Raw genomic sequence first — 13,776 nt, forward strand, 5'->3', positions numbered from 1 at the left:
ACCCACGCATGGCGTGGACCTACCCCTCCAGCTTCGCCAGGTCGCGCACCGCGCCCTTGTCAGCACTGGTGGCCAGCAACGCATACGCCTTGAGTGCACCGGTGACCTTGCGCGGGCGCGCCTCGCGCGGCTTCCAGCCGAGCGCGTCCTGTTCGGCGCGGCGTGCGGCCAGCGTGGCGTCATCCAGCAGCAGATCGATGCGCCGTGCGGGAATGTCGATGCGGATGCGGTCGCCGTTGCGCACCAGGCCAATGGTGCCGCCCGAGGCCGCTTCCGGCGAGGCATGCCCGATCGACAGGCCCGAGGTGCCGCCGGAGAAACGGCCGTCGGTGAGCAGCGCGCAGTGCTTGCCCAGCCCCTTGGATTTCAGATAACTGGTCGGGTACAGCATCTCCTGCATGCCCGGGCCACCGCGCGGGCCTTCGTAGCGGATCACCACCACGTCGCCGGCCACCACTTCATCGGCGAGGATGCCCTGCACGGCGGCATCCTGGCTCTCGAACACGCGCGCGTTGCCTTCGAACACGTGGATGGATTCGTCCACGCCGGCGGTCTTCACCACGCAGCCATCGACGGCCAGATTGCCGCGCAGCACCGCCAGCCCGCCTTCGGACGAATAGGCATGCGCGACGGCGCGGATGCAGCCTTCGGCACGATCCACGTCCAGCGTCGGCCACCGCGTGGCCTGGCTGAAGGCGACCTGGGTCGGGATGCCGGCGGGGCCGGCACGGAAGAAATCGTGCACCTTTTCATCGGTGCTCACCGCGACATCCCAGCGTGCGATCGCCTCGGCCAGGGTGCGGCTGTGCACGGTCGGCACGTCGGTATGCAGCAGGCCACCGCGCGCGAGTTCGCCGAGGATGCCGAACACACCGCCAGCGCGATGCACATCCTCCATGTGGTACTTCGGCGTGTTTGGCGCGACCTTGCACAGCTGTGGCACACGGCGTGACAGCGCATCGATGGCATGCAGGTCGAAGTCCACCTCCGCTTCCTGCGCGGCGGCCAGCAGATGCAGGATCGTGTTGGTCGAGCCGCCCATCGCGATATCCAGCGTCATCGCGTTCTCGAAGGCTTCGCGGGTGGCGATGCCGCGTGGCAATGCACCCACGTCTTCGCCGCCGTACCAGCGGTGGCACAGTTCCACGACCACGCGGCCGGCGCGGCGGAACAGCTGCTCGCGGTCGGCATGCGTGGCCAGGGTCGAGCCGTTGCCGGGCAGCGACAGCCCCAGCGCTTCGGTCAGGCAGTTCATCGAGTTGGCGGTGAACATGCCCGAGCACGAGCCGCAGGTCGGGCACGCACTGCGCTCGTACTCGGCGACCTTCTCGTCGCTGGCGCTTTCATCGGCGGCGATCACCATCGCATCCACCAGATCCAGCTTGTGCTCGGACAGGCGCGTCTTGCCCGCTTCCATCGGCCCGCCGGAGACGAACACCACCGGGATGTTCAACCGCAGCGCGGCCATCAGCATGCCGGGGGTGATCTTGTCGCAGTTGGAAATGCACACCAGCGCATCGGCGCAATGCGCGTTGACCATGTACTCCACCGAGTCGGCGATGATCTCGCGGCTGGGCAGCGAATACAGCATGCCGTCGTGGCCCATCGCGATGCCGTCATCCACCGCGATCGTATTGAACTCCTTGGCCACGCCGCCGACCTGCTCGATCTCGCGCGCCACCAGTTGCCCCAGGTCCTTGAGGTGCACGTGGCCGGGCACGAACTGGGTGAACGAATTGGCGATGGCGATGATCGGCTTGTGGAAGTCGCCATCGGTCATGCCGGTGGCGCGCCACAGGGCGCGGGCGCCGGCCATGTTGCGGCCGGCGGTGGAGGTGCGGGAGCGGTATTCAGGCATGGTGGCTGGCAGGATCTGGCGGGCCGTGGGGGCGCGTTTCACCTCGATTCTGCCGAAAAATTCCGGTTGCGTTTGCAACCACCTTCGCCGCTGGCGCGGCCCCGCCCAGAGCGAATGCTGAAACGCTGTTCATGTTTTGGACTTTGCCGGTTTTGGTTGTTCGCCCCGATCAGGCATGATTGGGGAGATAACCGTACTAGGGGGCATGACGCCATGAAACGTTCCAGGACCACTGCGCTGCTGTTGATGAGCGCTGCGCCGCTGCTGTTCACCGCCTGCCAGAAGAACGAGGCCGTGCAGGTGCAGGAAGGGCTCTACACCTCGGTGCAGGCCTGTACCGAAGCCACCGGCGATCCGTCCAGCTGCCGCAACGCGTTTGCCGAAGCGCAGAAGCAGTCGGCCGATGCGGCCCCCAAGTACGCCACGCGTGAAGCCTGCGAGGCCGAATACAACGCCGAGCAGTGTGTGGAACAGAAGACCTCCACCGGCCATTCGTTCATCGGCCCGATGATGATGGGCTTCTTCATGTCGCAGATGCTCAGCAACCGTGGCGGCGCCGGCCTGGCCCAGCAGCCGGCCGCGAGCCCGGCCTACCAGGACAAGGCCAAGGGCTGGGCACGCCCGGGTCCGTCGACCGGTGGCATGAACACCGCCAGCGGCATCGGCGCGGGCAAGGCCGGCCTGGCGCCGGTCAATGCCACCCCGAACCGGGCGGTCACCGCCAGCCGCGGCGGCTTCGGCAACACCAGCAGCAACCGCAGCAGCGTCGGCGGCTGATCGATGCAGCGCGTGCGTATCGCCGAGCGCAGCCAATGGCGCGCTCGGGCAGAAGAATCCGGGTTCCGTTTCCACACCATCGATGGCCTGCCGTACTGGGATGAAACCGCGTACTACGCGTTCACCCTGCGCCAGATCGAACAGGACATCGAAGATCCCAGCGCCGAGCTGCATGCCATGGCGATGGATCTGGTCGACGAGGTGGTGGGCAGCCAGCAGCTGATGGACCAGCTGGCGATCCCGCCGCAGTTCCGCGACTGGATCGCCGAGAGCTGGCGCCGCCGCGAGCCGCACCTGTATGGGCGGCTCGATTTCGCCTACGACGGCACCGGCCCGGCCAAACTCTACGAGCTGAATTACGACACGCCCACCTCGCTGTTCGAGGCCTCGTTCTTCCAGTGGCAGTGGCTGGAGGACCAGCGCAACCAGAACCGGCTGCCGCCGGATGCCGATCAGTTCAACGCGATCCATGAGGCCTTGGTCGAACGCTTCGGTGAGCTGGCCGCGCAGCTGCCGCCGCCGCTGTATTTCAGCGCGGTCGGTGCGTCGGAAGAAGACCAGGGCACCGTCGCCTACCTGCGCGACTGTGCGGCTCAGGCTGGCCTTCGTGGTGAAGCGATCGCGATCGAGGATATCGGCCTGTCCGAGGACGGGCGCTTCACCGCGCTGGACGACACCGTGATCGGCAGCCTGTTCAAACTGTACCCGCTGGAAGACCTGATGACCGAGTCGTTCGGCCAGGCGCTGCCCGCCTCGGGCGTGCAGCTGCTGGAACCGGCGTGGAAGGCGATCCTCAGCAACAAGGGCGTGCTGCCGCTGCTGTGGCAGCGTCACCGTGGCCACCCCAACCTGCTCGCGGCCGAGTTCGACGATGGCAGCGAGCTGCCGCGTGGCTGGGTGCGCAAGCCGTTGTTCTCGCGCGAGGGCGCCAACGTGGCCATGCACCTGGCCGATGGCAGCTGGCAGGAAAGCGAAGGCCCGTACACCGGCCCGGCGATCCGCCAGGCCGCGCATCCGCTCACCGCGTTCGATGGCGGTTATCCGCTGATCGGCAGCTGGGTGGTGGGTGATCAGGCCTGTGGCATGGGCATCCGTGAGGACAACAGCCGGATCACCCGCGACAGCGCCCGCTTCGTACCGCACGCGATCATCGACGAAGCGCCGACGCGCATCTATCTCTGAGCGTTACAGCAACCCATCCCGCTTGACCGCCAGGTAGCGTTCCACCAGCGCCCCCGGCAGTGCTTCGGCGGTGACATCCAGCACCATCACCCGGTGGCTGCGCAGCGCGTCATGTGCGTCGCTGCGCTGCTGCAGGTAACGCGCGATCGCACCGGCCTGGGCAGCGTCCTGCAGGGTCTCCACCGGCTGGGACAGCGCATCATCCAGCGCGCGTTCGCGCAGGCTGGCCACGCACACCAGGTGCTGGCGTTGCAGCAGGCGCACTGCGGCGAGCAGATCTTCGATGTCCTCATCGCGCACGTTGGTGACCAGCATCACCAGTGAACGGCGGCGCTGGCGCAGCGACAGTTCGGTGGCGGCGGCAAGGTAATCGGTGGCAACCGGCTGCGCCTGCAGATCGTAGCTGGCGCGCAGCAGGGTATCGATGGTGCCCATGCCGCGTTTCGGTACGACCCAGCGGCTGTCGCCCCCGGCTGCGAACAGGCCCACGCCGTCGCCTTGGCGCAGCGCGAGGTAGGACACCACCAGCGCCGCATTGAGGACATGATCGAAGTGCGACAGCCCGCCTTCGCTGGCCATCATGCGCCGGCCGGTGTCGATCATCAGCACCAGCTGCTGGTTCTTCTCGTCCTGGTATTCGCGGGAGATCAGCTTGCGCGCGCGCGCGGTCGCCTTCCAGTCGACCTGGCGCAGGCTGTCGCCGACGCGGTACTCGCGCATCTGATGGAAATCGGTGCCTTCGCCGCGGCGGCGCTTGAGGTGCGCGCCGACCAGGCGCGAGGCTTGTTCGGCACTGAACAATGCAAAGCGCGTCAGCGGTGCGAAGTTGGGGTAGACGCGCACCGCCAGCGCCGGCGGCAGTTGCCGCCGCTGATGCCACAGCCGCCACGCGCTGTGCATGCGCAGGTGCACGCCCTCGAAGACGAAACGGCCACGCGCGGTCGGGGTCAGTCGGTACGCCACGCTGCTGGTGACCATCGGCTTGAGCGCCAGCGACCGCGGCAGGCCCTGCAGGCTCCAGCCACCGGGAACCAGATCGAATACCTCCACGCGCTGGTGCCGGCTCGATTCCAGCCGCAGCGTCGCCTCACGCTCGACGTTCAGCGCGAGCGACTCCGGCAGCTCGCGGTGCACGCTGGGCGAGGGCTGGTGGCGCAGGCGAAGCAGGTCCACCAGCGCAATCAGCGCCACGCCACCGCCAATCGCCCACCAGACCGCGTGCGGCCATGCGCCGATCACCACCGGCACGCCGAGCAGGCCCCAACCGGCCAGCAATGCCAGCAGCAGTGCGCCCGGCCTCATGCCGGTCGCTCGCGATGGAGGACGCGCCCACTCATTTGCGCGGTGCGTCCACCTTGGCCAGCAGCGCGGTCAGCGCGTCGTCGGCGCTCTGTCCTTCGATCTGCAGTTCCGGCGCCAGCGCGATGCGGTGGCGCAGGGCGGGCTTGGCGATATCGCGCACGTCATCGGGGGTGACGAAATCACGACCGGACAGCACGGCCTGCGCACGGGCCGCACGCACCAGCGCGATGCTGCCGCGCGGGCCGGCACCGAGCGCGATACCCGGCCATTGCCGCGTGGCGGCGACGATCCGCACCGCGTAGTCGATCACTTCCGGATCGACCGTGATTGCTGCGGTCGCCTGCTGCAACGCAATCACCTCGGCCGCGTTCAGCACGCGTGGCACCTGGGAGAGATCGAAATCGGCGGCGCTGCGGCCGGTGGTGATCGCATCGACCATGCGCTTCTCATCGTCCAGCGTCGGGTAGTCGATCAGCACCTTCAGCAGGAAACGGTCCAGCTGCGCTTCGGGCAGCGGGTAGGTGCCTTCCTGCTCGACAGGGTTCTGGGTGGCCAGGGTCAGGAATGGCGGGGTCAGCGCGAACGCTTTGCCTTCGATGGTGACCTGGCCTTCCTGCATCACTTCCAGCAGGGCCGACTGGGTCTTGGCCGGGGCGCGGTTGATTTCATCGGCGAGCAGCAGATTGGTGAACACCGGGCCGCGACGGATCTTGAAGCTCTCCGTCTTCGGGTCGTACACCGCATGGCCGCTGACATCGCTGGGCATCAGGTCCGGGGTGAACTGCACACGGCCGTAATCCAGCTCCAGCGCCTGGGCGAGCGCGCGCACCAGGAGCGTCTTGCCGAGCCCCGGCACCCCTTCGATCAGCACGTGGCCGCCGGCCAGCAGCGCGATCAGGATCTGGTCGAGGACCTCGGGCTGGCCGATGAAGGCCTGGCCCACGGCCTCACGGACGGCATCGACGCGCTCGGACAACGGCGATGGCGACGGGGATGGCGTCACGGCAGGCGGGGACAACGGCGGCGGAAGCGTCGGCTCGGTCATAGCAGGGTTCTCATCTGGATCAGCAGGCGGATGCGGTCGCGCAGGCCGGCGACGTCGTGGGAAGCGGGTGGGGTCAAGGCGGTCCGCACGCGCTCGTGCGACCACTGCAGTACCGCGGCGATGGCGTGCACCTGGGCCTCGCCGGTGAGGGCGGCTGCCGTCGGCGAGCGTCGCCGCAGGCGGGCCAGGAAGGCGCCCCGCACCGCGTCATACAGCAGTGGTGCCTTGCCAAAGCGCAGCAGGTGTTCGCCACTGGCGCGGATGTGTTCCAGCAGCGAGCGGCGTTCCGCGGCAGGCGAGGGTAGTTCACTGCCCAGGCGCTGCGCACGCTGCCACAGCCAGCCGAGCAGGGCCAGCAGCAACGGCGCCCACACCGGCCAGCCGAGGTAGAACACGCGGTTCCACAATGACGGCGGGCGCGAGGCGTAGACCAGCCACATCGTGCCCTTGCCATAGTTGGGCGCCAGCACGTAGCGGGTGAGATCGCGGTGGGCTTTGTCGTGCAGGTCATCAACGAAGGCGTTGGCAGCATTCGGCGGAACGCTCGGGTTGGGCCGGCCCTTGCCATGCATGAAGGCCATGTCGGCCAATACGTCGATGCGCCCCTGGCCGTGGCGCAGGCGGGCGAAGACCAGGTCATGGTCGTCACCCCAGCCACGCTCGAGGGTGACGCCGGCAGGCGGCTCGGCCGAGAAGCGGCGACCATTGCAGAACTCGACATGCTGCGGATCGTCGCGTACGTGGAAGCGCTGGCAGTAGCTTTCGTAGCCCTCGCTGTCCACGCCGAGCGCGTCCAGCAGGGGGCCATTACCGGCGCTGTCCTTTCCGATCGGTGGCGTGCGCACGATCAGATGCCCACCCTTGGCCACCCACGCCATCAGCTCGGTCACGGCCGGCGCCGGGACCTCTCCACTGTCCTGCAGCAGCACCACGGTATCGCCCGGCTCCAGCGGCATCCGGGTCAGGTCCAGACGTGGGCGCGACTGCACCGTGATCCCATCCGCACGCAGCGCCTGGCCGAGCACGTACAGTGCGTTGTAACTGGCTTCGCCCTGGGGCGGCAGGTGTTCTATGTGTGTCACCCGCTCGTGCGTGCGCAGGAACAGGATCGCCAGCGGCACGCAGATCACCAGCAGGCCCAGGACGATCAGCAGCCAGCGCAGACGGACGCTCACGCGCGCCACCCGAACTGAGCCTGCAGAATCGTGGCCAGCGCATCGAAGTCATCATCGCTGGGCAGTCGGCCGGCATACGCCGCGTACTGCCAGACCCGCACGATGCGCGCGAACAGGCTGCGGTCGGCCTCGACCGGCATCCGACGCGAGGCACGCAGGCACTGCGCTTCGGTGGCACCCGGCGGAAGCGTGATCCCGGCGCGCTCGCTCATCGATTCGACACTGGCGCGGTACAGCAGCGCCAGCGCCTGGCGGGGGCGTCCTTCCTGCCACAGGGCACGCGCACGCGACGCCGGATCGGGCGGCACCACGTCCGGTATCCGGATTGGTTCTTCGACCACCGCCGCGGCCTTCGCACGACGGCGCTGGCCGGAGCCGCGCAGCCACGGCAGCCAGCGCGGTGCGGTGGCCAGCAGCAGCAACACCAGGACCCCGACCACCGCCCACAGCGTCCATTCGGCGATCCGGGCCGGCAACAGCGGCCCCTTGCTGCCGCGTTTGCCAGTGGCCTTGGCCGCAGCCTCACGTTTTGCCTTCTCCGCCTCGGTTGCATCGCTTTCGATGCGTTTCCACTCGGTAACCTCACGGGTCGGGCTCTGCAGCGGGTCTTCATACGCGCGCTGCACAGCCTGGCGGAAGCCAGCCGTATCCACCGCGTCATCGCCAAAGATGACCGGGGGCGTGTTGTCCGGATCGTTGTCGTACGTCCGCGGCGGGTCATCGGCGTCATCATCTTCGCCACCGTCGGCGTCCGCGTCCGAAGCCGCATCGGCGTCTTGCGCAGGCGACGGAGCGTCATCGGCCGGCGCCGGCAACGCACCCTTGGTGTTCGACTGCGCCGGCGCCTGTTGGGCGTGCAGTGCCGCGCCCGGCCAGAGCAGCACGAGGGCCAGGACCAGCAGCGGCGCAGCGCGCTGCAACCGTGCATGCAGGCGGCGGAAGGCGATCTCCACATCCCACGCTTCCATCTGGGTGCGGCGATCCAGATACAGGCCGAAGCCGGCACCGACGTAGAACGGGCCGATCAGCGTGGCGGCCCCCCAGAACAGCAGGTTCACGCCCAGCTGCATCCATGCGGGCATGTCCTGCTTGGCCAGCTCCCATGCCGCGCGCCAGGACTCGGACAGCAGGTCCACCGGAATGAACAGGAACACCGCTGCGATGCCGCCGACCACCAGCACCGTCTCGAAGACCATGCACACCATCGTCAGCAGGACGGCATAGCCCATCGCACCCCCGGCGATGGCGCGACGCCGTTGGCGACGATGTGCCGGATCCGCGCCTTCCAGCAGATTGACCGGCAGCAGCACCGAACGCAGCGGGCTCAGACGTCGCCAGCCGAGATAGCCCCAGAAGCCCTGCCAGCCCCATGTGCGCTGCGCGCGCAATGTCTGCAGGGGCGTGGATGCATCGCCGAACACCCCGCGTGAGATCACGTACAGCGCGATGCGCTCGAACAGCGGCTTGAGCCACCACATCGCCAGCCAGGCCCAGCCGAAGCTGTTGGTCCACCATGCCACTGCGTTGAGCAGCACGAACACCGGCAGCGACACGAGGATCCACGGCGCCCAGATCGCCGCGGCATGCCGGCGTACCAGGGCCATGCCCAGCTCCATGGCTTCCCAGCCCGAGCGCGCGCGCAGCACGACGTTGAGCCGATCAATCTGCATCGGCCGCCCCACGTCCGCCACGCCACAACCACACGAACACGGTGGTCCACAGCACAGCGGCAACGCTGTATTTGCCCCACGCCGGAATTGCCGCGATCGAGGACCAGAACGCTTCGATGAAGGCGGCGATCAGCAGCATCGCCGCAACGCCCACGCACAGCTTGGCGCCGATCACACCGCCCTCGACCAGCGCATCGATGCGCCGCCGGCGACCGGGTGCGAGCAGTTTCATGCCCAGCTGCAGGCCCGCCCCGCCGGCGATCACGATCGCGGTCAGCTCGAAGGCGCCGTGGCCGGCCACGAAGCGCCAGAACGGATCGCCATGGCCGATATGCTGCAGATGGCCGGCGACCGATCCGATGCCGACGCCGTTGAACAGCATCACCAGCACCGTGCCGACGCCGGCGATCAAGCCGAAGGCGAACGTGCGCAGGCCGATGCTGATGTTGTTCATGATGTAGTAGCCGAACATCGTCCAGTTGGTGCCGCTGTCGCGGCCCAGGTTGGGCGATGCCGGATCGTACATGCGTTCGAATTCGGCGATGCGCGCGTTGTCCATCAGCAGATGGATCAGCTCGGGGCGCCACAGGATCAGCGCGAAACTGCCCACCAGCGGCACCACGAACAACGCCGCAGCGACCCACATGCTGCGCGCCTGGCTGCGCACCAGCTGCGGGAAATCGGCGAACAGGAAGGCGAGCGCACGCCGCCACTGCGGGCGCGGCGTGCGGTAGAGCAGGGTGTGGCCCTGCTGCATCAGCTGCTGCAGGCGTGCCACCAGCTGCGGGCTGTAGCCGCGCCGGCGCGCCAGCGCGAGCTGCTGGCACAGGCGGCGATAGCGCTGCGGGAAGTCGGCATCGTCCAGACCCTCGTGGGCCGCCTGCCGGCGCGCCTGCCGCGGACGCTCACCGCGCTGGGCCAGCCACTGCTCCAGCGTCTGCCACTCGGCCTGGTAGCGGGCGACGAACTGTTCCTGTCTCATCGACGTCCCAGCAGCCAGTTGGCCATCGCATACAGGCGCAGCACGCCGACCTGGCCCTGGCTCTCGGTCAGCGGCGCGGCGATGTCGGCCAGTTCCTGCTGGCGCGGCACCGACAGCCGCGGCGCACGCTCGGCGAAGTCGACCACGGCGGCCTGCTCGGCCGGCTGCAGTGGCTGCGGCGGGGCCAGTACGCTGCCGACCGGCACCGTGCCGCCCACCGGCGGTGCGCTCTGGTGGATCACCACGGTTCCCGCGACCAGGTCACCGAGGCGGCGGCCATGCGCATCGAACAGGCTCGACAGCAGTCCCAGCGCGTAGCCGAACGGCAGCATGTCCACGGTGCGCAGCAGGTTGCGGGTGATCGCGCTCATCCAGCCGATCGGCCCACCATCGCTCGCCACCACGCGCAGGCCCATCGCGCGCTTGCCCAGGGTGCGGCCCCAGCAGGCCTCCTGGACGATGGTGTAGGCCCACATCAACAGGAACATCAGGCCCAGGTAGAGGCCTTGGCCGAATCCACCGAGGAAGGCCAGTGGAATGCTCAGCACCATCAACGCACCCACCCGGATCACCAGGTCGATCGCCCACGCCAGCGCACGCGGCAACGGCCCGGCCACGGGCAGGTGCAGAGGCACGCCTTCGGGGGTGATGACCTCCCGGTAGGTATCCAGCATGGGCGCGCTCATCGGCGGCGCATCGCGCGGGATCCTGCGGGCGGGCACGAGGGGGGCCGGAGTCCTCTCCGGTCTGCCAGCGGGGGCATGCGGTTCTCGACTGCTTCCTGGTCGGCTGAGGACTTTACCGCAATCAACCCCGGTACTGGTCCTTGAGGCGCACGTAGTGATCGGCCGAGTAATGCAGCGACTCGATCTCCTTGTCGCTGAGCGTGCGCGCCAGCCGTGCCGGGTTGCCCAGCCACAGCTCGCCTTCGCCGACCACCTTGCCCGGGCCGAGCACCGCGCCGGCGCCCAGGAAGCCGTGCGTGTTCACCGTCGCGCCATCGAGAATGCACGCCCCCATGCCGATCAGGCAGTAATCGCCGATCGTGCAGGCATGGATGATGGTGCCGTGGCCGACGGTGACGCCCTCACCGATGATCGTCGGGTAGCCGCCCTTGTTGAACGGGCTGTGGTGACTGACGTGGATGATGGTGCCGTCCTGGATGTTGCTGCGCGCGCCGATCCGCACGTGGTTCACATCGCCGCGGATCACCGTGCCCGGCCACACCGAGACGTCATCGCCCAGCACCACGTCACCGATGATCGTGCAGGCCGGATCGATGTAGACGCGTTCGCCGAGCACCGGCAGCGTGTCAAGGAAGGGGCGGATCGGGGACATGCGGACTCCAGACAATGACGCGCCCTGCTGGGCGCGTGGTCATGATACCGGGCGCCGTTTTTTCTTTCCGTTACGCCACGCGGCTGCGGCGCGCGCGTTCCAGATGCACCAGCAGCAGCGAGATCGCCGCCGGGGTCATGCCGGGGATGCGCTGGGCTTGGCCGAGGGTCTGCGGCCGCACGCGCTCGAGCTTCTGCTGCACTTCCGCCGAGAGACCGCGCACGCCGGCATAATCGAAATCGGCGGCGATGGCGGTGTTCTCGTGACGCTGCTGGCGCTCGATCTCGTCGCGCTGGCGGTCCAGGTAGCCGGCGTACTTCACCCCGATCTCGACCTGCTCGGCCACCTTGGCATCGGCCACGGCCGGGCCGAGCGACGGCACCTGCATGAGCGTGGCGTAGTCCAGTTCCGGGCGCTTGATCAGATCCAGTACGTTGGTTTCGCGGCTGACCGCCACCCCCAGCGCAGCTTCCACCTCGCGGCCCAGCGCATTGCACGGCGTGGCCCACAGCGCACGCAGCCGTGCGGTTTCCTGCGTCACCGCGTCCTGCTTGGTCTGGAACGCGCTCCAGCGGCGGTCGTCGACCAGGCCCAGCTCGCGGCCGAGGCCGGTCAGGCGCACATCGGCGTTGTCCTCGCGCAGCTGCAGCCGGTATTCGGCGCGGCTGGTGAACATGCGATACGGCTCGTTGGTGCCGTGGGTGATCAGGTCGTCGACCAGGACACCCAGGTAGGCCTCGTCGCGGCGCGGGCACCAGCCGGCGTCGTCACGGGTGAAGCGCGCGGCGTTGAGCCCGGCCAGCAGGCCCTGCGCGGCGGCTTCTTCATAGCCGGTGGTGCCGTTGATCTGGCCCGCAAAGAACAGGCCGCTGACGGTCTTGGTCTCCAGCGTGTTCTTCAGCCCGCGCGGATCGAAGAAGTCGTATTCGATCGCGTAGCCGGGGCGGGTGATGTGCGCGTTCTCGAAGCCGCGCATGCTGCGCACCAGCTCCAGCTGCACATCGAAGGGCAGCGAGGTTGAGATGCCGTTGGGATAGATCTCGACCACGTCCAGCCCTTCAGGCTCGACGAAGATCTGGTGGCTGGCCTTTTCGGCGAAGCGCACCACCTTGTCCTCGATGGAGGGGCAGTAACGCGGGCCGATGCCTTCGATCTGGCCGCTGTACAGCGGCGAGCGGTGCAGCGCGTTGCGGATGATCTCGTGGGTGCGCTCGCTGGTGTGGGTGATCCAGCAGCTGACCTGCGCCGGGTGCTCGTCCACGCTGCCGAGGAAGGACATCACCGGGCGCGGATCGTCGCCGGGCTGTTCTTCCATCACGGTGTAATCCAGCGAGCGGCCATCGATGCGCGGCGGGGTGCCGGTCTTGAGGCGGTCGATCACGAACGGACGCTCGCGCAGGCGCGCGGCCAGCGTGGTCGCCGGCGGGTCGCCCATGCGGCCGGCGGCGTACTGGGTCTCACCCACGTGGATCTTGCCGGCCAGGAAGGTGCCGGCGGTGAGCACCACGGCCGCCGCGCTGAAGCGCAGCCCGGTCTGGGTGATCGTACCGCGCACGGCATCGCCTTCGATGATCAGGTCATCGACCGCCGCTTGGAATACCGTCAGGTTGGGCTGGGCTTCGACGATCTGGCGGATCGCCATCCGGTACAGATTGCGGTCGGCCTGGCAGCGCGTGGCGCGCACGGCCGGCCCTTTGGAGGCGTTGAGCGTGCGCCACTGGATGCCGGCGCGGTCGGCGGCATGCGCCATCGCGCCGCCCAGGGCATCGATCTCCTTGACCAGATGGCCCTTGCCGATCCCGCCGATGGCCGGGTTGCAGCTCATCGCGCCGATCGTTTCCACGTTGTGGGTCAGCAGCAGGGTGCGCGCACCGCTGCGTGCGGCCGCCAGCGCGGCCTCGGTGCCGGCGTGGCCGCCGCCGATGACGATGACGTCGTAACGGTAGAAGGTGTCAGTCATGGCGGAGGAGCTCGGGACGGGGCCGGACGGCCCGGATCAGCCCTGGAGGCAGGGCGCGGGTGGCGATTTTAGCGCCATTCGTCGGGGGCCATGAAATCCACCCTCAAGTTGGCACGTTTTCTGCAGATAACCCAATAGCACCCAGGATGGCATGCGCCTTGTGCGTAACGGACCGGAATTGGAACAGGGGCCGGTCCAAGCGCATCGTGGGGAAGCAGAAGGGCCGGTAGTCGGGGGACTGCCGGCCCTGTTTTTTTGCCGTCCCGCGCTGGTTTCAAGGGCGCCAGATACAAAAGGCCCCGCCATTGGCGGGGCCTTCTGCGTTATAGGTGCCGACATCCGACAGGGCCGGAACAGGGGGGATCCAGATGTTCCTGGCGGATATCGACATAGAACCGAATGTGACGCCACTTGTCGCTTTTGGCACTTTGTGACCGTGGCCGTCACCGCCCGGCTAGATTGAACCGCCGGGCGCGTGAAAATCAAG

At 68.1% G+C, this 13,776-nt stretch carries 11 protein-coding genes; 2 read left to right on the forward strand and 9 right to left on the reverse strand.

Going from position 1 to position 13,776, the window contains the following annotated elements; translation table 11 throughout:
- Positions 1-19: 19 nt before the first annotated feature.
- A complete protein-coding gene (gene ilvD / locus K4043_RS06500) occupies positions 20-1,858 on the reverse strand; it encodes a dihydroxy-acid dehydratase (RefSeq protein ID WP_265309311.1) in 1,839 nt (612 codons plus the stop codon).
- Between the two features lie 213 nt (positions 1,859-2,071).
- On the opposite strand from ilvD, the gene K4043_RS06505 reads away from it, so the two are divergent.
- Together K4043_RS06505 and K4043_RS06510 are read left to right on the forward strand one after the other, a co-directional pair.
- Entirely contained in the window at positions 2,072-2,635 is a 564-nt protein-coding gene (locus K4043_RS06505) for a DUF1190 domain-containing protein (RefSeq protein ID WP_121040776.1), read from the forward strand.
- A 3-nt stretch (positions 2,636-2,638) separates the two neighbouring features.
- Complete coding sequence (locus tag K4043_RS06510) at positions 2,639-3,817, forward strand: glutathionylspermidine synthase family protein (RefSeq protein ID WP_123729887.1); 1,179 nt, start codon at positions 2,639-2,641, stop codon at positions 3,815-3,817.
- A gap of 3 nt (positions 3,818-3,820) precedes the next feature.
- On the opposite strand, the gene K4043_RS06515 is transcribed toward K4043_RS06510, so the two are convergent.
- From K4043_RS06515 to mnmG, 8 genes are all read right to left on the reverse strand, one after another.
- Positions 3,821-5,119, reverse strand: a complete 1,299-nt coding sequence (locus K4043_RS06515) for a DUF58 domain-containing protein (protein ID WP_265308651.1) — start codon at positions 5,117-5,119, stop codon at positions 3,821-3,823.
- Positions 5,120-5,150: 31 nt separating this feature from the next.
- Positions 5,151-6,164, reverse strand: coding sequence for a MoxR family ATPase (locus K4043_RS06520; RefSeq protein ID WP_123729889.1), 1,014 nt, complete (start codon positions 6,162-6,164; stop codon positions 5,151-5,153).
- Positions 6,161-7,339 (reverse strand): DUF4350 domain-containing protein, encoded by a 1,179-nt coding sequence (locus K4043_RS06525; RefSeq protein WP_265308652.1) that lies wholly within the window; start codon positions 7,337-7,339, stop codon positions 6,161-6,163. Before K4043_RS06525 ends, K4043_RS06520 begins: the two co-directional genes overlap by 4 nt.
- A complete protein-coding gene (locus K4043_RS06530; protein WP_123730831.1) occupies positions 7,336-9,009 on the reverse strand; it encodes a DUF4129 domain-containing protein in 1,674 nt (557 codons plus the stop codon). Before K4043_RS06530 ends, K4043_RS06525 begins: the two co-directional genes overlap by 4 nt.
- Positions 8,999-9,991, reverse strand: a complete 993-nt coding sequence (locus tag K4043_RS06535; protein WP_265308653.1) for a stage II sporulation protein M — start codon at positions 9,989-9,991, stop codon at positions 8,999-9,001. Before K4043_RS06535 ends, K4043_RS06530 begins: the two co-directional genes overlap by 11 nt.
- Positions 9,988-10,677 carry an RDD family protein gene (locus K4043_RS06540; RefSeq protein ID WP_123729891.1) on the reverse strand — a complete coding sequence of 230 codons (690 nt, stop codon included), beginning with the start codon at positions 10,675-10,677 and terminating at the stop codon, positions 9,988-9,990. The genes K4043_RS06535 and K4043_RS06540 overlap by 4 nt, the downstream gene beginning before the upstream one ends.
- Positions 10,678-10,798: 121 nt before the next feature.
- Entirely contained in the window at positions 10,799-11,329 is a 531-nt protein-coding gene (locus K4043_RS06545; RefSeq protein WP_123729892.1) for a gamma carbonic anhydrase family protein, read from the reverse strand.
- 70 nt (positions 11,330-11,399) lie between these two features.
- Complete coding sequence (mnmG, locus tag K4043_RS06550) at positions 11,400-13,289, reverse strand: tRNA uridine-5-carboxymethylaminomethyl(34) synthesis enzyme MnmG (RefSeq protein WP_265308654.1); 1,890 nt, start codon at positions 13,287-13,289, stop codon at positions 11,400-11,402.
- Between the last annotated feature and the right edge of the window lie 487 nt (positions 13,290-13,776).

It is taken from the genome of Stenotrophomonas sp. SRS1, assembly GCF_026130205.1.
Classification (GTDB): Bacteria; Pseudomonadota; Gammaproteobacteria; order Xanthomonadales; family Xanthomonadaceae; genus Stenotrophomonas; species Stenotrophomonas rhizophila_B.

Excerpts from the sequence above, each read along its gene's own strand:
- K4043_RS06515 (WP_265308651.1), bottom strand. The coding sequence starts at position 5,119 with ATGAGGCCGGGCGCACTGCTGCTGGCATTGCTGGCCGGTTGGGGCCTG.
- K4043_RS06540 (WP_123729891.1), bottom strand. The coding sequence starts at position 10,677 with ATGAGCGCGCCCATGCTGGATACCTACCGGGAGGTCATCACCCCCGAA.
- mnmG (WP_265308654.1), bottom strand. The coding sequence starts at position 13,289 with ATGACTGACACCTTCTACCGTTACGACGTCATCGTCATCGGCGGCGGC.
- ilvD (WP_265309311.1), bottom strand. The coding sequence starts at position 1,858 with ATGCCTGAATACCGCTCCCGCACCTCCACCGCCGGCCGCAACATGGCC.
- K4043_RS06510 (WP_123729887.1), top strand. The coding sequence starts at position 2,639 with ATGCAGCGCGTGCGTATCGCCGAGCGCAGCCAATGGCGCGCTCGGGCA.
- K4043_RS06530 (WP_123730831.1), bottom strand. The coding sequence starts at position 9,009 with ATGCAGATTGATCGGCTCAACGTCGTGCTGCGCGCGCGCTCGGGCTGG.
- K4043_RS06505 (WP_121040776.1), top strand. The coding sequence starts at position 2,072 with ATGAAACGTTCCAGGACCACTGCGCTGCTGTTGATGAGCGCTGCGCCG.
- K4043_RS06545 (WP_123729892.1), bottom strand. The coding sequence starts at position 11,329 with ATGTCCCCGATCCGCCCCTTCCTTGACACGCTGCCGGTGCTCGGCGAA.
- K4043_RS06520 (WP_123729889.1), bottom strand. The coding sequence starts at position 6,164 with ATGACCGAGCCGACGCTTCCGCCGCCGTTGTCCCCGCCTGCCGTGACG.
- K4043_RS06535 (WP_265308653.1), bottom strand. The coding sequence starts at position 9,991 with ATGAGACAGGAACAGTTCGTCGCCCGCTACCAGGCCGAGTGGCAGACG.